Annotated in this window: 19 protein-coding genes; 15 read left to right on the top strand and 4 right to left on the bottom strand. The window is 71.8% G+C overall.

Annotation, left to right across the window (positions count from 1 at the left end):
* Window positions 1-80 precede the first annotated feature (80 nt).
* Window positions 81-1,802 (bottom strand): chitinase, encoded by a 1,722-nt coding sequence (locus tag ACFQ79_RS28140; protein WP_383588691.1) that lies wholly within the window; start codon window positions 1,800-1,802, stop codon window positions 81-83.
* A gap of 464 nt (window positions 1,803-2,266) precedes the next feature.
* Here ACFQ79_RS28140 and ACFQ79_RS28135 point away from each other — a divergent pair, with 464 nt between their 5' ends.
* The 13 genes from ACFQ79_RS28135 (at window position 2,267) to ACFQ79_RS28075 (ending at window position 12,519) form a co-directional block, all read left to right on the top strand.
* Window positions 2,267-3,337: a hypothetical protein gene (locus ACFQ79_RS28135; RefSeq protein WP_383588688.1), complete on the top strand. Its 1,071-nt coding sequence runs from the start codon at window positions 2,267-2,269 to the stop codon at window positions 3,335-3,337.
* A gap of 108 nt (window positions 3,338-3,445) precedes the next feature.
* Complete coding sequence (gene cpaB / locus ACFQ79_RS28130) at window positions 3,446-4,153, top strand: Flp pilus assembly protein CpaB (RefSeq protein WP_383588685.1); 708 nt, start codon at window positions 3,446-3,448, stop codon at window positions 4,151-4,153.
* Window positions 4,154-4,160: 7 nt separating this feature from the next.
* Window positions 4,161-5,429: a CpaE family protein gene (locus tag ACFQ79_RS28125; protein ID WP_383588682.1), complete on the top strand. Its 1,269-nt coding sequence runs from the start codon at window positions 4,161-4,163 to the stop codon at window positions 5,427-5,429.
* A 3-nt stretch (window positions 5,430-5,432) separates the two neighbouring features.
* Window positions 5,433-5,810 carry a TadE/TadG family type IV pilus assembly protein gene (locus ACFQ79_RS28120; protein ID WP_383588679.1) on the top strand — a complete coding sequence of 126 codons (378 nt, stop codon included), beginning with the start codon at window positions 5,433-5,435 and terminating at the stop codon, window positions 5,808-5,810.
* Window positions 5,807-6,190 (top strand): TadE/TadG family type IV pilus assembly protein, encoded by a 384-nt coding sequence (locus tag ACFQ79_RS28115; protein WP_383588676.1) that lies wholly within the window; start codon window positions 5,807-5,809, stop codon window positions 6,188-6,190. Before ACFQ79_RS28120 ends, ACFQ79_RS28115 begins: the two co-directional genes overlap by 4 nt.
* Window positions 6,191-6,206: 16 nt before the next feature.
* Window positions 6,207-7,553 carry a CpaF family protein gene (locus ACFQ79_RS28110; protein ID WP_383588673.1) on the top strand — a complete coding sequence of 449 codons (1,347 nt, stop codon included), beginning with the start codon at window positions 6,207-6,209 and terminating at the stop codon, window positions 7,551-7,553.
* A gap of 31 nt (window positions 7,554-7,584) precedes the next feature.
* Window positions 7,585-8,526, top strand: a complete 942-nt coding sequence (locus ACFQ79_RS28105) for a type II secretion system F family protein (RefSeq protein ID WP_383588670.1) — start codon at window positions 7,585-7,587, stop codon at window positions 8,524-8,526.
* Window positions 8,527-8,541: 15 nt separating this feature from the next.
* The gene (locus ACFQ79_RS28100) at window positions 8,542-9,429 is read left to right on the top strand and encodes a DUF5936 domain-containing protein (protein WP_383588667.1); all 888 of its coding nucleotides are present in this window, start codon (window positions 8,542-8,544) and stop codon (window positions 9,427-9,429) included.
* A 344-nt stretch (window positions 9,430-9,773) separates the two neighbouring features.
* A complete protein-coding gene (locus ACFQ79_RS28095) occupies window positions 9,774-9,980 on the top strand; it encodes a Flp family type IVb pilin (RefSeq protein WP_383588664.1) in 207 nt (68 codons plus the stop codon).
* Between the two features lie 2 nt (window positions 9,981-9,982).
* Window positions 9,983-10,651, top strand: a complete 669-nt coding sequence (locus ACFQ79_RS28090) for a pilus assembly protein TadG-related protein (RefSeq protein ID WP_383588661.1) — start codon at window positions 9,983-9,985, stop codon at window positions 10,649-10,651.
* Between the two features lie 32 nt (window positions 10,652-10,683).
* Window positions 10,684-11,262 (top strand): hypothetical protein, encoded by a 579-nt coding sequence (locus ACFQ79_RS28085; RefSeq protein ID WP_383588658.1) that lies wholly within the window; start codon window positions 10,684-10,686, stop codon window positions 11,260-11,262.
* 9 nt (window positions 11,263-11,271) lie between these two features.
* Window positions 11,272-11,892 (top strand): OmpA family protein, encoded by a 621-nt coding sequence (locus ACFQ79_RS28080; protein WP_383588655.1) that lies wholly within the window; start codon window positions 11,272-11,274, stop codon window positions 11,890-11,892.
* A gap of 42 nt (window positions 11,893-11,934) precedes the next feature.
* Window positions 11,935-12,519, top strand: a complete 585-nt coding sequence (locus ACFQ79_RS28075) for a hypothetical protein (RefSeq protein WP_383588652.1) — start codon at window positions 11,935-11,937, stop codon at window positions 12,517-12,519.
* Window positions 12,520-12,532: 13 nt separating this feature from the next.
* On the opposite strand, the gene ACFQ79_RS28070 is transcribed toward ACFQ79_RS28075, so the two are convergent.
* Both ACFQ79_RS28070 and ACFQ79_RS28065 read right to left on the bottom strand, forming a co-directional pair.
* Window positions 12,533-13,000 carry a hypothetical protein gene (locus ACFQ79_RS28070; protein WP_383588649.1) on the bottom strand — a complete coding sequence of 156 codons (468 nt, stop codon included), beginning with the start codon at window positions 12,998-13,000 and terminating at the stop codon, window positions 12,533-12,535.
* A 116-nt stretch (window positions 13,001-13,116) separates the two neighbouring features.
* Complete coding sequence (locus tag ACFQ79_RS28065; RefSeq protein WP_383588646.1) at window positions 13,117-14,043, bottom strand: hypothetical protein; 927 nt, start codon at window positions 14,041-14,043, stop codon at window positions 13,117-13,119.
* Window positions 14,044-14,165: 122 nt separating this feature from the next.
* Between ACFQ79_RS28065 and ACFQ79_RS28060 the strand changes: the two genes are divergently transcribed.
* Both ACFQ79_RS28060 and ACFQ79_RS28055 read left to right on the top strand, forming a co-directional pair.
* Window positions 14,166-14,585: a hypothetical protein gene (locus ACFQ79_RS28060; protein WP_383588643.1), complete on the top strand. Its 420-nt coding sequence runs from the start codon at window positions 14,166-14,168 to the stop codon at window positions 14,583-14,585.
* Window positions 14,586-14,683: 98 nt separating this feature from the next.
* Window positions 14,684-15,847, top strand: a complete 1,164-nt coding sequence (locus ACFQ79_RS28055; protein ID WP_383588641.1) for a hypothetical protein — start codon at window positions 14,684-14,686, stop codon at window positions 15,845-15,847.
* On the opposite strand, the gene ACFQ79_RS28050 is transcribed toward ACFQ79_RS28055, so the two are convergent.
* The gene (locus ACFQ79_RS28050) at window positions 15,819-16,193 is read right to left on the bottom strand and encodes a DUF192 domain-containing protein (RefSeq protein ID WP_383588638.1); all 375 of its coding nucleotides are present in this window, start codon (window positions 16,191-16,193) and stop codon (window positions 15,819-15,821) included. The two genes, ACFQ79_RS28055 and ACFQ79_RS28050, sit on opposite strands and share 29 nt — an antisense overlap.
* Window positions 16,194-16,318: the final 125 nt, after the last annotated feature.

Below are 16,318 nucleotides of genomic sequence, written 5' to 3'. Positions count from 1 at the left end.
TCGGGGGCCGCGGGTCTGCCGTGACGCCGCGGCGCCGCCGGGGGACGGGCGGCGCCGCGGGTGGTGCGGGATCCTTTCGGTTACGGCAGGTTGTGGACGTGCGGGCCCACCGCGTTCGACCAGGCGTTGCCGGCCGTCGCGTCCCAGTTGGTCGACCAGGTCATGGCGCCGCGCAGCGTCGGCCAGGCCTGGGCCGGCTTGAAGGTGCCGCAGCCCGTGAGCTTGGTCAGGCAGTCGAGCGCGTTCTTCACGATCTGCGGGTCGACGTAGCCGCTGCCCGCGCCCCGCGTGGAGGCGGGGACGCCCAGGCCGACCTGCGACGGGGCGAGACCGCCCTGGATCTGGATGCAGGCGAGCGCGGTGAGGAAGTCCACCGAGCCCTGGCTGTAGACCTTGCCGTCGCAGCCGAGCATCGAACCGCTGTTGTAGTACTGCATGTTGACGACCGTGAGGATGTCCTTCACGGCGAGCGCGGTCTTGAAGTACTCCGTGCCCGTGTTCTGCATGTCGATGGTCTGCGGGGCCATCGTCAGGACCAGCGACGAACCGGCCTTGGCGGACAGCTGACGCAGCGCCTTGGTGAGGTACGTCGAGTTGATGCCGTGCTCGAGGTCGATGTCGACGCCGTTGAAGCCGTACTCCTGCATGAGGGCGTACGCGCTGTTCGCGAAGGCGGTGGCGGAGGCGTCACTGTTGATCGTGACGTTCCCCTTCTCGCCGCCGACCGAGATGATGACGGACTTGCCGGCGGCCTTCTTCGCGGCGATGTCCGCCTTGAAGTCGGCGACCGAGGCGTAGCCGACGGCCGGGTCGAGGTTGAAGACGATCTGGCCGGCCGTGGTCGTCGAGTCGGCGAACGAGACGGCGATGATGTCGTACTGCGACTGCACGTCCCGCAGCTTCTGCACCGTGGCGCCGTTGTTGAAGTTCTGCCAGTAGCCGGTGAGGGCGTGCTTGGGCACGGCCGGGCCGGGGCCCGGGTCGGTGACCTTGGCGGTCCTGGCCGAGACGGCGCCGGACTTCGCGGACTCGCCCGCGGAGTTCGTCGCGGAGACCTGGAACTGGTACGCCGTGTCGGCCGTGAGTCCGGTGATGGTGGCCGAAGTGCCGCTCACCGTCTGCGCGTTGCCGCCGTCCCGGTACACCTTGTAGCCCGTGGCGCCGGAGACCGCGCCCCAGCTCAGGTCGACCGAGGAGGAGGTGACGGTGCCCGCGGCGAGACCGGCCGGGGTGGACGGGACCACCGGGTCGGGGTCCTGGCCGCCGCCCCCGTCGGGACCGAAGACGCTGACGTCGTCCACGGAGTACGGGGAGGTCCCGTACCAGCCGTGGGTGTAGATCTCGACCGAGGTGGTGCTCGCCCCGGTGGTGAACGTGGTGGTGAGCTGCTTCCAGGCGGCGCTGTCCGGCGTCCAGGTGGAGACGCTGCCGGAGCCGGTCCCGGTGTTGTTCGCGCCGAGGTAGGCGTAGCCGCCCTGGACCCAGGCGCTCAGCGTGTACGTCGAGTTGGGCTTCACGGCCACGGTCTGCACGCACTTGGCGTTGTCCAGCCCGGCCGGGGTCGCCCGGAGCGCGCCGGCGCCGGTGCGGACCGGGGAGGAGACGGCGGCGCCGCTCCCGGCGGAACAGGACCAGTTGGCGAGGCCGTTCTCGAAGCCGGCGTTCTTGGCGACGTTGACGTCGGCCGCCTGCGCGGTGCCGGCTCCGCCGACGAGGACGAGCCCGGAGCCGACGGCGAGCGCGAGCGCTCCGCCGAGCCAGCGGCGTCCGTGCGGGCGGGTGGTGGTGCGGTCCACGTGCATCCTCCGGAGGGGAGTTGGGGATGTGGGGGATGTGGAGGTGCCGTACGTCGTCGTACGGAGGGGCTCGTACGGGGGTACGAGGCGGTACGGGGGGTATGGGGGTGCGGAAGGTGCCGGCGGTACGGGAAGTACGGACGGTGCGGGTGATGCAGGCGGTACGGGCGGTACGGGGAGTGCGGACGGTGGCCACCGCTGTGGGGACAAGTTGGTCCAGACCAATCGTGTTGTCAAGACCTCTGGCAGCAAGCCCTGTTCGGAGCGGGTGACGACCGCGCGGAACGGGCCGACGGGTCCCGGCTCCGGGGTCCCAAGAAAGGGGGACAGCTTGGCGGATTGTGTGTTCACCACCCCGGGGGTCGCGGATAAGGTGCAGAGGCGGCAGCACCCTGCGGTGATGCCGTGAACGCGGTAAGTGATCCGCGGCCCCCGGGACACCGGAGGCCGGAGGGGACGGGGGGTCCGACGTGCCGACAGCGATCGCGGTCACCAGTGCCGACCTGGCGCTGCCGCCGACCGACCCCGGGACCCCGCACGCCACCGTCCTCCCGGCCCCCGACACCCAGTCGCTCGACGCCTCGATCGCCGACATGCAGCAGCTCCTCGCGCGGTACGGACACGTGGTCGTCGTCTGCCCCGCCTCCGCCCCGGCCGCCGTCGAGCAACGACTGCGCGCCGTCCGCGCCCTGCTCGAAAGCGACCGGATCGCCCTGGTCAGGACCGACCTGCCGCCCCTCGGCGCGGCCGTACTCGTCCGCCAGCTCCGGCAGCTGGCGGGCTGCGACTTCAGCCCCGGCGTCCTCGCCTCCGCCGCCCGGCTGCTCGCCCACTACATCTACGCCGGCGCCGTCCTCGGCTCCGTCTCCCGCCTCGACCGCGTCCCCGTCAGCCTCGGCTCCCACCTCAAGGGCTGGCTGCCCGGCGCCCACTTCGCCGTACTCGCCGGACCCACCGCGCAGATCACCCGCGTCGGCAGCGGCGAGGTGGCCCTCCCCGGACCGGAGTTCACCACCGAACTCCTGCTCGCCCGCGGCCAGCTCCAGACCGACTGGCCCACGACCACCCTCGTCCCCGGGTGGCGGATCCACGGCCCCGTCCTGGAGACACCGCTGCCCGAGGCATCGCCGCGCTGGTGGGGGACGGGAAAACTCGTCGAGTTCGCCGCGTACCTGCCCGACCTGCCCGTCCTCTACCAGCTCGTCTCCTCCGTGCGGCGCGAGACCTGCCACTGGTGCGCGATGGACCTCATCGGCGACCGCTGCGGCTTCTGCGGGGCACCCCTCCAGGCCGGAGCGGTGCCGGAGCAGGGCGGCCGCGCGCTGAACAGCGGCCCGGGCGGCCGGCACGACGGCGGCACCCGCGCACTCGGGCCCGGAGCGCAGGCGGCCCGACAGCCGGGCGGCACCCAACCGGTCCCGTACCCGGGCCCGCACGCGCCCCATCCGGGCCAACCGGGCCACCCGGGCCAACAGGCCACCTCGTACACCGAGCTCACTCCCGTGAACGTGCAGGGGAACCCGACCCGTGCCCTGCCGTGAGCAGCCCCTCGCCCCCTCCGCGATCCCCTTCCGCGCCCCCTCCTCCCGCCCCCGACCGTCCGCTCCCGTCCGCCCCGGACCCACGTCTCCGATCGAGGTAGTACGGCCATGAACTCCCGCCAGCGCCGCGGCGTGATCCTGCTGCTGCTGTCCGTCCTGTGCGCGATCGGCGCCTTCGCCGGTGTGCTCGCCGTCATCAGCGACGTGAACTCCAAGGTCGGCCCGGAGACCACCGCGTACCGGATCAAGGACAACGTGGCCCCGTACACCCCCCTGAGGGCGGCCCAGTTCGAGAAGATCTCCATGCCGAAGCGCTGGCTCTCCGAGACCGCCGTCACCGACCTCCGCCAGATCGAGGGCCGGATCGCCGTCACCCAGCTCAAGGCAGGCTCGCTCCTCCAGTCCGACATGATCGTCGAGCAGCCCGAACTCCAGCCGGGCCAGCAGGAGATCGCGATCATGATCGACGCCGCCACCGGCGTCGCGGGGAAGATCACCGCCGGGGCCACCGTCAACATCTACGCCACCTTCGCGGGCGACAAGAAGGGCGAGGCCTCCCAGTCCCGCATGATCGTCGCCGGCGCCCGCGTCCTCGACGTCGGCAAGCTCACCCCGATCAGGGACAGCTCCCAGAGCTCCGCACGCGCCGACGCGGCCGTGCCGATCTCCTTCGCCCTCTCCACCCTCGACGCCCAGCGCGTCGCGTACGCCGAGTCCTTCGCCGAGCACGTACGCCTCGCCCTGGTCGCCCCCACCACCGGCGGCGCCCCCGCCGACCAGCGCGACCGCACCTACACGCTCGAAAAGGACAAGTGAGGCCGGTATGACCACCAGGATCCTGCCGGCCGTCGGCGACCCCGACGCGGCCCGGTCCGTCACCACCCTCATCGGGCAGCTCCCCGACGCCGAGCCCGCCCCTCCGGTCACCGACTCCACCCAGCTCGTCGACACCCTCGCGCGGCTCGCCGCCGCCTCGCTCGACGAACTCCCCGAGGTCGTGCTGGTGCACGAGCGGATCGGCCCCGTACCCGCGCTCGAACTCGTCCGCGAGGTCGCCCTCCGCTTCCCCGCCGTCGGCGTCGTCCTCATCACCGCCGACGCGAGCCCCGTCCTCTTCTCCGCCGCCATGGACTCCGGCGCGCGGGGACTCGTCACCCTGCCCCTCGGTTACGAGGAGCTCGCCAGCCGCGTCCAGGCCGCCGCCCAGTGGTCCGTGGGCGTCCGCCGCCACCTCGGCGCGGGGGCCGACCAGGTCACCGGCCCCGGCGGCACCGTCGTCACCGTCAGCGGCGCCAAGGGCGGAGTCGGCGCCACCGTCACCGCCGTCCACCTCGCCCTCGCGGCCCGCGCCTCCGGGCGTACCGTCGCACTCGTCGACATGGACCTGCAGAGCGGCGACATCGCCTCGTACCTGGACGTCCAGTTCCGGCGTTCCGTGGCCGACCTCGCCTCCATCGCAGACATCTCGCCGCGCGTCCTCCAGGACGCCGTGTACGTCCACGAGACCGGCCTCTCCCTGCTCCTCGCCCCGGCGGAGGGCGAGCGCGGCGAGGAGGTCACCGACCGCGCCGCCCGCCAGATCGTCAGCGCCCTGCGCGGCCGGCACGAGGTCGTCGTCGTCGACTGCGGCTCCCAGCTCAACAGCGCCAACGCCGCCGCGATCGAGATGGCCGACACCGCCGTCCTCGTCGCCACGCCCGACGTCGTCGCCGTCCGGGCGGCCAAGCGGACCGTACGCATGTGGGAACGGCTCCAGGTCCGCAAGGCCGAGGAGACGGTGACCCTGGTCAACCGCCACCACCGCGCGACCGAGATCCAGCCGCCCCTCGTCCAGAAGATCACCGGCACCCGGGTCGCGGGCGTCGCCGTCCCCGCCCACTTCAAGGAGCTCCAGGCGGTCGTCGACGCGGGCCGGCTCCACGAGCTCGACGCCAAGTCGACCGTCAAGCAGGCCCTCTGGGCCCTCGCCGGCGAGCTGGGCCTGGTCCAGGCCCCGGCCGCAGCCCCGGCCGCCGGCCGGCCCGGCAAGCAGCTCGCGCGGGCGGGCGACCGGGGCTCGCTCGGGCTGCGCCGCCGCGCCGGAGGACGCTGAACCATGCGCATCCACCAGGGCTTGGGCAGGGACGACAGGGGGCAGGTGGCGGTCGAGTTCCTCGGCATGGTGCCGCTGATCCTCCTCACCCTCGCGCTGCTCTGGCAGGTCGTCCTGGTCGGATACGCGTTCACGCTCGCCGGGAACGCGGCCGACGAGGCGGCCCGGGCGTGCGCCGTCGGCGACGACGGAGCGGCCGCCGCCGACCGGCACATCAGCGGCGCCTGGAGCGCCTCCGGCGGGGACTGCGGAGACGTGAGCGGCGGCATGGTCCGTGTCCGGGTCTCCGTCGAGGTGCCGGTCCTCGTCCCGGGGCTCGGCGGCCTCTTCCCGGTGGTGGGCGAGGCGGGGGCCGTGGACGAGAAGGGCCTCACGCCATGAGAAGAGACCCGCGCAGGGGGCGGCGCGACCGGGGTCAGGCCGCCATCGAGTACCTCGGCTTCCTGCCGATCCTGCTGATCGTCGGCCTCGCCGGGCTCCAGCTCGGCATCGCCGCGTACGCCGCCCAGCAGGCGGGCACCGCGGCCCGCGCGGGCGCGCGGGCGGCGAGCAGCGACGCGGAGGACGGGCCCGACGCCCAGGCGGCCGCCACCGCCGCCGTGAGCGGCTGGATCGATCCTGACGCCTCCACCTCCCCGGGGGGCGACGAGGTCACCGTCATGGTGACCGTGAAGATCCCGTCCGTCGTGCCCTTCGTGAAGGACTTCGGCGAAGTGACGAAGACCGCCACCATGCCCCTGCCCGACCAGGAGGACGAGTGAGAAGGGACCACGAATCATGAGTCTGCGGGCCCGGATCAACGCCCCCGAGGACCACGGGAGCGGCGCTGCGGCCAGGGAGGACGGCCATCTGGTCGCCGCCTTCCGCGCCAAACTCCTCGAGGAGATCGACCTCACCGAGATGTCCGCGCTCGCGGCCGCCGAGCGGCGCGCCCGCCTGGAGCGCGTCCTCGGGCACATCATCAGCCGAGAGGGGCCCGTCCTCTCCACCGCCGAGCGGGCCCAGCTGATCCGCCGTGTGGTCGACGAGGCCCTCGGTCTCGGCGTACTCGAACCGCTCCTCGAGGACGCCTCGATCACCGAGATCATGGTCAACGGCCCCGACCAGATCTTCATCGAGCGGGCCGGCCGCGTCGAACTGCTGCCGCTCCGCTTCGCCTCCCACGACCAGCTGATGCAGACCATCGAGCGGATCGTCTCCACCGTCAACCGGCGGGTCGACGAGTCGAACCCGATGGTCGACGCCCGGCTGCCGTCCGGCGAGCGCGTCAACGTCATCATCCCGCCGCTCTCGCTCACCGGGGCCACCCTCACCATCCGCCGCTTCCCCCGGGCGTACACGCTGCACGAGATGATCGGCCTCGGCTCGCTCGACGAGCAGATGCTGCTCCTGTTGTCGGGACTGGTTCAGGCCAAGTTCAACCTGATCGTCTCGGGCGCCACCGGCACCGGGAAGACCACCCTCCTCAACGCCCTCTCCGGTCTCGTCCCCGACGGCGAGCGGATCATCACCATCGAGGACTCGGCCGAACTCCAGCTCCAGCAGTCGCATGTGATCCGGCTCGAGGCCCGCCCGCCGAACATCGAGGGCCGCGGGGCGATCTCCATCCGCGATCTCGTCCGCAACTCGCTGCGCATGCGGCCCGACCGGATCATCGTCGGCGAGGTCCGCGGCGGCGAGACCCTCGACATGCTCCAGGCGATGTCCACCGGCCACGACGGCTCGCTCGCCACCGTCCACGCCAACTCGGCCGAGGACGCGCTGATGCGGCTCCAGACGCTGGCGTCGATGTCGGAGGTCAAAGTGCCGTTCGAGGCGCTCCGGGACCAGATCAACAGCGCCGTGGACGTCCTCGTCCAGCTCACCCGGCACCCCGACGGCACCCGCCGGATCACCGAGATCTCCGTCCTCGCCTCCCACGGGCGCGAGCGTTTCCTGCTCGCCACGGTGTGCCGGTTCCAGGCGCAGCCGGTGGCCGCGGACGGGCGGGTGTACGGGCGCTTCACGTACCACCCGCTGCCGAGGCGGGTCGCCGAACGGCTCTACCTGGCGGGCCAGCCCATTCCGCAGGCCTTCGGCGTGGCCGTGACGGAAGCCCACCTCACCACCCGCGAAGCCGACTGATGCCGAAGAGAGCCGACGAGGAGCAAGGCACATGATCGACCCCTTCTGGCTGACGATCGGCGTCGCGCTGCTCTGCTGCGTCCTGGGCATCGTCGGGATCCAGCTGTACGCCAGCGGGGCCCGCCGGCACGCGGCGCTCGTCGCGCGGCTCGACGAGTCGGGAGCACCCGAGGGAACCGGCCGCCGGAGGCGCCGCTTCCAGGGCATCGACCGGCGGGTCCGCCGGACGGCCCTCGGCCGGAAGCTGGAGCTGCGGATCGCGGCGACCGGTCTCGACGTCACCCCGGGCGAGTTCACGGTGGCGCTCGCGGCGACCGTGGCCGTCCTGTGGGTCGTCGGCCAGGCCGCGCTGTCGCCGTTCTTCGGCCCGATCTGCGGACTGCTCGGCATCTGGGTGGCCATGGGCTATCTCGGCTGGCAGCGGCAGAAGCGCATCGAGAAGTTCATCAACCAGCTCCCGGAACTCTCCCGGATCCTGGCCAACGCCACCCAGGCCGGGCTCGCGCTGCGGATGGCCCTCAGCCTGGCCGCCGACGAGATGGAGGCGCCGGCCGGGGACGAACTGGAGAAGGTGGCGCAGCAGTTGTCCGTCGGCACCTCGCTCGACGACGCCCTCGGGGAACTCGCCGAACGCCTCCCGTCCCGCGAACTCGTCGTCCTCGTCACCACCCTGGTCCTCGCCAACCGGGCCGGCGGCACCGTCGTCTCGTCCCTGCGGAACCTCACCGAGACGCTGGAGGAACGCAAGGAGACCCGGCGCGAGGTCCGCACCCAGCTCTCGCAGGTGAGCATGACCGCGTACTCCGTCCCCGTCATCGGCGTCGGTTCGCTTCTGCTCATCGACAACATGCAGCCCGGGGCACTGGACCGGATGACCGGTTCGGGTCTCGGGCAGTTCGCCGTCGTCGCCGCGTTCGCCCTGTACGTGGTGGGCTTCATCGCCATCCGCCGCTTCTCGAAGATCGACGTGTAGGGACGGACTGCCGCCGTGGACCTCCTCCTCGCCCTCCTCGCGGGCCTCGCCGTAGCCGGCGCCGCGTACGGCATCCGCCTCTACCGCGCGGACGCCAGGCTCCCCGCCGACCTCCGGCTCGCCCTGGAGGTCGGCGCCACCCGCACCGGGGCCGTCGACTCGGCCGTCGACCGCCTGGGCATGCGCTGGTCGCCGACCGTGCTCCGGCTCATGGGCCCCAAGCGGGTCAACGCGGTCCGGCGCCGGATCGACCTCGCCGGAAACCCGGGCGGACTGACCATCGACCGGTACGGGGCGAGGCGGGCGGTCTACGGCGTCCTCGGCGTCCTGGGCGGACTGCTGATGCTGAGCCGGGGGTCGTTCCTCGTGGCGGTCCTCCTCTTCGCGTTCGGCGCGTTCTGGACGGAGGTCGGCATCTGGTCGGCGGTCCGCATCCGCAAGGACCAGATCGAACGCACACTGCCGGACTTCCTCGACGTGCTGGCCGTCGTGGTCTCCGCAGGCCTGGGCTTCCGGCAGGCGCTGGAACGGGTGGCGGAGAAGTACGAGGGCCCGTGGGCGGACGAACTCCGCATCACGCTCCGGCAGATGGACATGGGCGTCAGTCGCCGCCAGGCCTTCGACGAACTGCGCCGCCGGAACGACTCGGAGCAGGTGGCGCAGTTCGTGACGGCGCTGCAGCAGGGCGAGGAGCTGGGCGCGCCGATCGTGGACACGCTGATACAGATCGCCAACGACATGCGGCGCACGGACGCGCAGAACGCGCGCAGGAAGGCGGCGAAGGCGGTCCCGAAGGCGACGATGGTCATCACGACGCTGATGGTCCCGGCGACGATGATCCTGCTGGGAGCGGGCCTGTTCCTGGGCACGGGGACGGACTTCGGGTCGGTGACGGGCGAGTGAGGGGTGCGTCTGTCCGAATGTCGCCGCATGCTGAGACGGGCTCTTCGCGCGTGCAACGGAGTGTGGAACAGTAGGGGCGGAGGGTGAGGGGGGTGGAAGTGATGGGTGTGAACGGGCCGACGGTCGCGGCGACTTGCGCGATCACGAAGTGGCCGGTCAGGGGCACCGGCCGAATCTTCGCCAAACTCCCCACCCGCACCCGTACCGAGGCCATAGCCTCATTGCTGGGCTCCAGGCCCACCCGATGACCAGGGCCCACAGAAGGGCCCACGGGCCCTGTGCGCCGACCGGAGGGTCGGCGTACCGTGACCGTGCGCAGGCGTCTGAACGCGGAGGGGACCACGATGAACGACGCGATGCTGAAGGCCCTGACCAAGGCCAAACTGAGAGTGGCGGGCCGAGTGTTGTCCGGAGATCGCGGGCAGACCGCAGTGGAGTACCTGGGGATCATCGTGGTGGTGGTGGCGATTGTCGTCGCCATCACCGGTACGGACATCGGAACCACGATCATGACGTCGATCAAGAACAAGATTGCCGAACTCGCGGACTAAGGGTGCTCGTTCGCGGAGCCGGAGACTCGGGACAGGCGTTTCCCACATATGTGGCGGCGGTGGCAGGCCTGTTGTTCATAGCCTTTGTCTACTTCGCAGTGGGGCAGGCCGCATCCACTCGGAACGAGGCTCAAACGGCAGCTGATGCCGCCGCGCTGGCAGCCGCGCAGGATGCCCGGGAGCAGCTGCGCGTGAGATGGCTGGAGGTACTCGCAGACCCCACGCAATGGGACCAGATCCTCCGAGGAGACGGTTACCTGGACGGCCCGGCGTGTCAGCGGGCAGCGGATCTTGCGGGCAGGAACGGGGCCGAGGTGGTTGCTGACGGGTGCGCCCGCCTCGCTGAAGGGGGTGACGGGTTCAGGGTGACCGTGCGTACCACAGGGACAATCGGACGATCCATCGTCCCTGGCACGGAATCCCAGCATGTCACTGCCTCCGCTGAGGCGGTGATCGAGTCGGACTGCACCTTCAAGGCGCCGGACCCTGCAACTTCACCGGTTCCGACAGAGACTCCGACGGAGCCCGGCGATGAGGAAGAAGCACCCGAACCGACGGTCGGAATCACCTGTGATGGGGAGGCTTGGGAGATCGACCTAGAGGACATCGACCCCGAGGATCCGGCTCTGCCTGACGCCGATGACCTCTTCACTGTCCGACTGTCCGGCTGACCTGCGACGGCAAGTAGAGAAATGGGCGGTAGATGAACGCGCGGTACGGAAGGAAGCCCCACAGGGCAATTGCTGTCGTAGCCGTTACAGCAATGTTCGTGGTCGGCTGCGGCGCCGATGAGAAGGCGGGGGCGGACAAGCCCCCGTCACAGGCCTCTGCAGCCCCGCAGAAGAGCTCGGCCACACAGGGATCGCCAACGGCCGAGGAGCCCGCAGAGACGCTGGCTGTCCTCAAGGGTCAGGACGGCTTCGAGCTCACCGTCAATTCCGCAGTGCGTGATGCTGGGGGGTTCCTGACTATCAAGGGGAACCTGAAGAACACCTCGGAAAAGGGGCGCGCCGTTCCCGACAGCGTCAGGGGCGATGAGACGGAGGTGCTGAAGCATGGCACATCCCTGGGCGGAGCCACACTGGTGGACGGCATAGGAAAGAAGCGCTACTACGTCCTGCGCGACACGGACGGCCGCCCGCTGACCACCACCGGCCTGGGCATCCTGTCGGCCGACGAAGCCGTCGAGATCTTCATGCAGTTCCCGGCCCCACCCCCCACCACCATCGACGTCTCGCTCCAGCTCCCCACCTTCGAACCCGCCACCCTCAAACTCTCCTGAGGCGACGCCATGACGACGACATCCCGCCGCCTCGCCGTACTCCTGGTCGCCTCCGTCGCCCTGGGGCCCCTTCTCGTGCCCGTCGCGTACGCCGACGATCCCCCCGGTTCCGCCGCCAGCGCCTCCCCGCCGCCTGGCATCGATCCGAACTCCCCGGGGCTCATGCTTCCCGACGGTGCCACCCTCGCCGCCGCCAAGGTGCTCGACATCAAGCAGATCGTCGAGGACGAGGGCGGTGAGCAGCGCCGTCAGGACACCAACGTCGACGTGACGTTCGCGCTGCAGGCCGAGGTCCTGTTCCCCAAGAACAGCGCCAAGCTCGGGCCCGCCGCCAACGCCCGTATCGCCGCCATCGCCGCCGAGATCGACAAGCTCGGCTCCGGTCGCGTCCGCGTCTTCGGGTTCACCGACAACCTGGGGACGTACGAGCACGGGCTCAAGCTGTCGAAGGAGCGGGCCGTCGCCGTGCAGCAGGTCCTCGCGCGGAGCCTCGACCCGGGCACGACCTTCGACATCCGCGGCTACAGCGAGGACTATCCGATCGCCGACAACGGCTCCGAGGAGGGCCGCAAGAAGAACCGTCGCGTCGAGATCTCCTTCCCCCGCACCACGCCCCCCGTCACGCCCTGAGGCCGGCGCCTCGGAACCGTCCCGCGGGCATACTGGCGTGTCATGAGCACTGCCGGTTTCACCCTTCGTCACACCGACCCCGAGGCCGCTTCCCGGTGGCTCGCCCCCACGCCCTCCTGGGGCGGGGCGATCCCGGGGCTCGGGTTCGTGGAGTTGCGGTACGGGAACGCCGTCGGGCGGGGCGACGGTTTCGCTCAGTTCTCGGTGGCCGGCGAGCGCCTGCCGCAGGGGGTCTTCAGCGGCATCAGGTTCGGGAGGGCCCCGCTGCCCGCGCGGGCCAGGCTGCAGGTCGGTGAGCACACCGGCACCCTGAGCCGCCGCCGCAGCGGGCTGTCCCGCGACGGCCGTGCCCTGCGCATCGGCCTCGCCGGCCGGGCGTACCGCTACCGGCGGGGCCAGGACAAGCGGGTCCACGAGCTGCTCCGGCAGGGGATCGTCGTCCGGGTCGCCCGCGACGACTGGAACAGGCCGGTGACGATCGATGTCAGGACCGAGGGCCGGGCCGACGCCGTGGACCTGGCCCTGGCCCTGCTCCTCCAAGGCGTCTACACCCGGCACCTGGCCCAGGGCGGCCGCTGGTTCTCCCTGCCGGGCCGGGTCCTGAACCGTACGCCCGACATCTTCTGATTCCGCCGACGGCTCAGGTGCCCGGCTTCCAGAGGGTGACCTCCAGGGCGATCTGCGTCGGCGGGGCGATCGAGGAACCGGGGTTGCCGCCGATGAAGCCGGTGATGACGACCCGGGCGATGTTCCCCTTGTCGGTCAGGACGCAGAGGACCGTCTTGGCGGGGAGGTCCCAATCGGACATGACGGACTCGGTGAAGCCGCCGACCCTGGCGGCCCGGGCGCAGTCCGCGGCCTGCTCCGAGGCGTCCGTGGGCTGGAGCTGGGCCGCGTTGCGACCGTTGCGCAGGGAGAGGTGGCCCTCCAGGGTGTTCTGGTAGGTGAGGTCGGCCTCCATGGGGACGCCGCTCTGCTCGGCCTTCGCCATCGCCCTGTCCCACTCCTCGCCGGTGTACCTGCGCGTGGCCGGCGCGTCGAAGTCGATGGTGCCGAGGTCGGAATCGGGCGGCAGACCGAGGGACATGGCCTGCTTCGGGTAGGACACCGTGTACGACGAGACTGCCGGCGCCGTCGCCGTCGAGGAGTCGTCGGGGGAGGGCGCGCCACTCTCCTGGTCCGACGGCGTCGACGCCGAATCGTGCGTCTCGTTGCTCCTCCTCGTCAGAGAGTCAGGGCCGCCCTGATCGTGGCCGTCATCCGGTCCGGATGCCGGAAGACCTCGCTCGCCGTGAACCGCAGCACCCGGCGGATCTCCGGGCAGGACTGCAGTGCGTTGAAGCGGGCCACGTCCCGCTCGTGGGCCCGGCGGGTGCCGTGGAACGCGTAGCCCTCGACCTCCACCGCCAGGCCCTGCGCGCGGAACAGGAAGTCCGGGCGCAGCGGAGGCCCCGCCGCCGTCCGCAGGATCGGCTGGCACTCCGGGAACAGGTCCGCGTCCCTCATCCGCAGCCTCGCCACCGTCTCCGCCGGTGAGCCCGACGCCGCCTCGGCGAGCCGCAGCCAGGACCGGGCACGGGCCGCTCCCCGCCGGGGCGCGGCGAGTTCGGCGATGAGGTCGTCGGGGCGGACGAGTGCCTCGCGCCGTACCCCCTCGACCGCGCGCCGCGCGAGTGCGGAGTCGGCGACCACCACGGCCTCCTCCCGGCTGCCGGCCGCGCGTATCAGGTCGCCGACCGTCCGCGCCGGGGTCGTCGTCCGCAGGCCCCGTCGTACGGACCCGTCGCCGGCCGTCAGGAACCTCGTGCCGTGGACGCGCACCCGTGTCCCCGCGCCGGCCGTCGAGCGGGACGGTGCCGGGGCGGTGAACTCCAGACGGTCCACCTGTCTCTGCGTCCCCAGCCGCTCGATGCGGTGCAGCCGCGCCGCCGTCCCGTGGCTGCACAGCCACTCCGGGCGCAGGAGCTGGAGCGCCGTCGCCCGCACCCGCCAGTCCACCTCCTTCCCCGGGGCCGCCCACGCGCCCCGGCAGATCCGCTGCCAGCCGTCCCGGCGCAGCCGGCCGGCCAGCCGGCCCGGCGGCCAGCCCGCCGCGACCGCCCAGACCGTCAGGAGGACCCCGCCCCTGGCGAGGATCGCCAACTCGTACATACGCCCAACGATCCACGGAAGAGGGACAGTTCGCACCCCCTGTGGAAAACCTGCCGAAAGCCGTCGTCAGGAAAGCGCAAAGGCGGGGGGACAAGCCCGTCGGGCAGGAGCATTCTGGACAGATGACGACGACGGGCGAGACTCCGGGCGCGGCCCCGGGTCTGCAGGGCGCGCTGAAGGTGCAGAGCGCGCAGAGTGTGCAGTTGGTCAGCGATCTCGTCACCCGGATCCCGGAGTTCCGGGACGTGTACGAGAACCATGTCTTCCATCAGGGCGGTGTGCAGCCGCACGTGTTCTTCTGGGACGTCGTCCAGGACACCGTCCGCTCCTTCCTCGGCGAGTCCCCGTGCGCGGCCGACTGGCGCCGCACCCTCGCCTTCCTCGAGGAGCAGAGCTGTCGTGGCGTCCTCGGTGTCGACGAGGTCATCGTCACCTCCTTCCTCGGCGACCTGCCCTCCCCGCACGAGCCGGGGCACGCCATCGTCCAGCAGCTCGGTCCCGTGATGGCCGCGAGGTTCGTCCGCATAAGGCCGCTGGGCTGAGCCACGCAAGGCCGCGGTGCCGAGCCGTACACGGCCGCGGTCCGAGCCGCGCGAGGCCGCTGGGCTGAGCCGCGGGCGCCGCCGGGATAATCGGGCGCATGTCCCAGCCGTCCCCGCCGTCCCCACCCGCACTCGGCCGTCGCACCCGCGCCCTCCGTCCCCTCCGTACCCTCCGTACCCTCGACCCCACCGTCCTCGCTGTCGGCGGGTACGCCGTGACCCGCCTGGTCGGCCTCGCGGTCCTCGCGATCGCCTCCGCCGTCACCGGTGAGGACGGGCTGCACCGGCTCAAGGGCCGCTGGGACTCCGTCTGGTACGTGCGGATCGCCGAGAACGGTTACGGGTACCAGGCCACCCTGCCGAACGGTGACGTCCACCCCGACCTGGCCTTCTTCCCGCTCCTTCCGGCCCTGGAGCGCGGTCTCTCCACCGTCCTCCCGCTGGACGCGGCCACCGCCGGGCTGCTGGTCTCCTGGACCGCCGGGCTCGCCGCCGCCTGGGGCATGTACCGGTGCGGCGCGCACGCCTTCGGAACGCGCGCCGGCATTCTGCTCGCCGTCCTCTGGGGCGTGTACCCGACCGCGTTCGTCCAGTCGATGGCGTACACGGAGACGCTGTTCACCGCCTTCGCCGCCTGGTCGCTGTACGCGGTCCTGCGCGGGCGCTGGATCCTGGCCGGTGCCCTGTGCGTGGCCGCCGGGCTCACCCGGCCGACCGCCGTCGCCCTGATCGCCGCCCTCGGGATCACCGCACTCGTCAGGCTCGTACGGGACCGGCGGCTGCCCCTGCGGACGGTGGCCGGGGTCCTGATCGCGCCGCTCGGCTGGCTCGCGTACATCGCGTACGTCGGTGTCCGCCAGGACAGTGCGACCGCCTACTTCGACGTCCAGGCCGCCTGGGGCAACTCCATCGACGGCGGTGTCGCGCTCGCCCGGTTCATCGCGGGCCTGCCGTGGCCCGCCGCCCTCGGCCTCTGCGCGGCGCTCGCGCTGCTCGGCGGGCTGATCGTCCTCTGCGTACGGCAGCGGCAGCCGCTGCCCCTGCTCGTCTACACGATCGGCGTCGTGTTCGTCTCGCTCGTCGGCGCCGCGTACTTCGGCTCCCGGCCGCGGCTGATGATGCCCGCGTTCGGGCTGCTGCTCCCGCCCGCCGTGGCCCTCGCGCGGCTGCGGACCCGTACGGTCGTGCCGGTCCTCGCCGGGCTCGCGCTCGCCTCCGGGGTGTACGGGGCGTTCACCCTGCTCGGTTCCGGCCCGCCGTGACGTCCACGCGCACGCGTACCCCCGGCCGCAGCCCCCAGCCGGCCATCACGCCCGCCTCCGCCTCCAGGACGTGCCGGCCGCGCGGCCGGATCATGCCGAGCCGTCCCGGGCGCATCGTGACGACGGAGCGGACCGTGAACGAGCGGTCCAGATAGGCCACGTCGATCGCGAACCGCATCCCGAAGGTGTGCACGCTGTTCGTCCGGACGATGAGCATCGCCCCCGCGATCCCGTCCCGCCCGAGCAGGCCCCGCCGCCTCGCGCGGTACGAGGCAGCCACCTCCAGCGGCACCTCCCGGACCGCGTCGGTCGCCAGCGTCCCCGTCCCGTCCGCCCATTTCCCCATGTGCCAGACCGTAGCGGTCCGCCGAGCCCAGGGGATGTCTTGCCGATCAGGCCGGGCTCGCGGGGTCTGGCACCGCGCCTCGCCGCGTTGTCGTCGGTCGGCATGGCTCCGCCATGCCTCCCTCC

It is taken from the genome of Streptomyces sp. NPDC056480, assembly GCF_042795405.1.
GTDB lineage: Bacteria > Actinomycetota > Actinomycetes > Streptomycetales > Streptomycetaceae > Streptomyces.
This window is presented reverse-complemented; position numbering and strand designations above follow the sequence as displayed.

Excerpts from the sequence above, each read along its gene's own strand:
- ACFQ79_RS28080 (WP_383588655.1), top strand. The coding sequence starts at position 11,272 with ATGACGACGACATCCCGCCGCCTCGCCGTACTCCTGGTCGCCTCCGTC.
- ACFQ79_RS28125 (WP_383588682.1), top strand. The coding sequence starts at position 4,161 with ATGACCACCAGGATCCTGCCGGCCGTCGGCGACCCCGACGCGGCCCGG.
- ACFQ79_RS28075 (WP_383588652.1), top strand. The coding sequence starts at position 11,935 with ATGAGCACTGCCGGTTTCACCCTTCGTCACACCGACCCCGAGGCCGCT.
- ACFQ79_RS28120 (WP_383588679.1), top strand. The coding sequence starts at position 5,433 with ATGCGCATCCACCAGGGCTTGGGCAGGGACGACAGGGGGCAGGTGGCG.
- ACFQ79_RS28140 (WP_383588691.1), bottom strand. The coding sequence starts at position 1,802 with ATGCACGTGGACCGCACCACCACCCGCCCGCACGGACGCCGCTGGCTC.
- ACFQ79_RS28050 (WP_383588638.1), bottom strand. The coding sequence starts at position 16,193 with ATGGGGAAATGGGCGGACGGGACGGGGACGCTGGCGACCGACGCGGTC.
- ACFQ79_RS28085 (WP_383588658.1), top strand. The coding sequence starts at position 10,684 with ATGAACGCGCGGTACGGAAGGAAGCCCCACAGGGCAATTGCTGTCGTA.
- ACFQ79_RS28115 (WP_383588676.1), top strand. The coding sequence starts at position 5,807 with ATGAGAAGAGACCCGCGCAGGGGGCGGCGCGACCGGGGTCAGGCCGCC.
- cpaB (WP_383588685.1), top strand. The coding sequence starts at position 3,446 with ATGAACTCCCGCCAGCGCCGCGGCGTGATCCTGCTGCTGCTGTCCGTC.
- ACFQ79_RS28055 (WP_383588641.1), top strand. The coding sequence starts at position 14,684 with ATGTCCCAGCCGTCCCCGCCGTCCCCACCCGCACTCGGCCGTCGCACC.
- ACFQ79_RS28105 (WP_383588670.1), top strand. The coding sequence starts at position 7,585 with ATGATCGACCCCTTCTGGCTGACGATCGGCGTCGCGCTGCTCTGCTGC.
- ACFQ79_RS28110 (WP_383588673.1), top strand. The coding sequence starts at position 6,207 with ATGAGTCTGCGGGCCCGGATCAACGCCCCCGAGGACCACGGGAGCGGC.
- ACFQ79_RS28065 (WP_383588646.1), bottom strand. The coding sequence starts at position 14,043 with ATGTACGAGTTGGCGATCCTCGCCAGGGGCGGGGTCCTCCTGACGGTC.
- ACFQ79_RS28095 (WP_383588664.1), top strand. The coding sequence starts at position 9,774 with ATGAACGACGCGATGCTGAAGGCCCTGACCAAGGCCAAACTGAGAGTG.
- ACFQ79_RS28060 (WP_383588643.1), top strand. The coding sequence starts at position 14,166 with ATGACGACGACGGGCGAGACTCCGGGCGCGGCCCCGGGTCTGCAGGGC.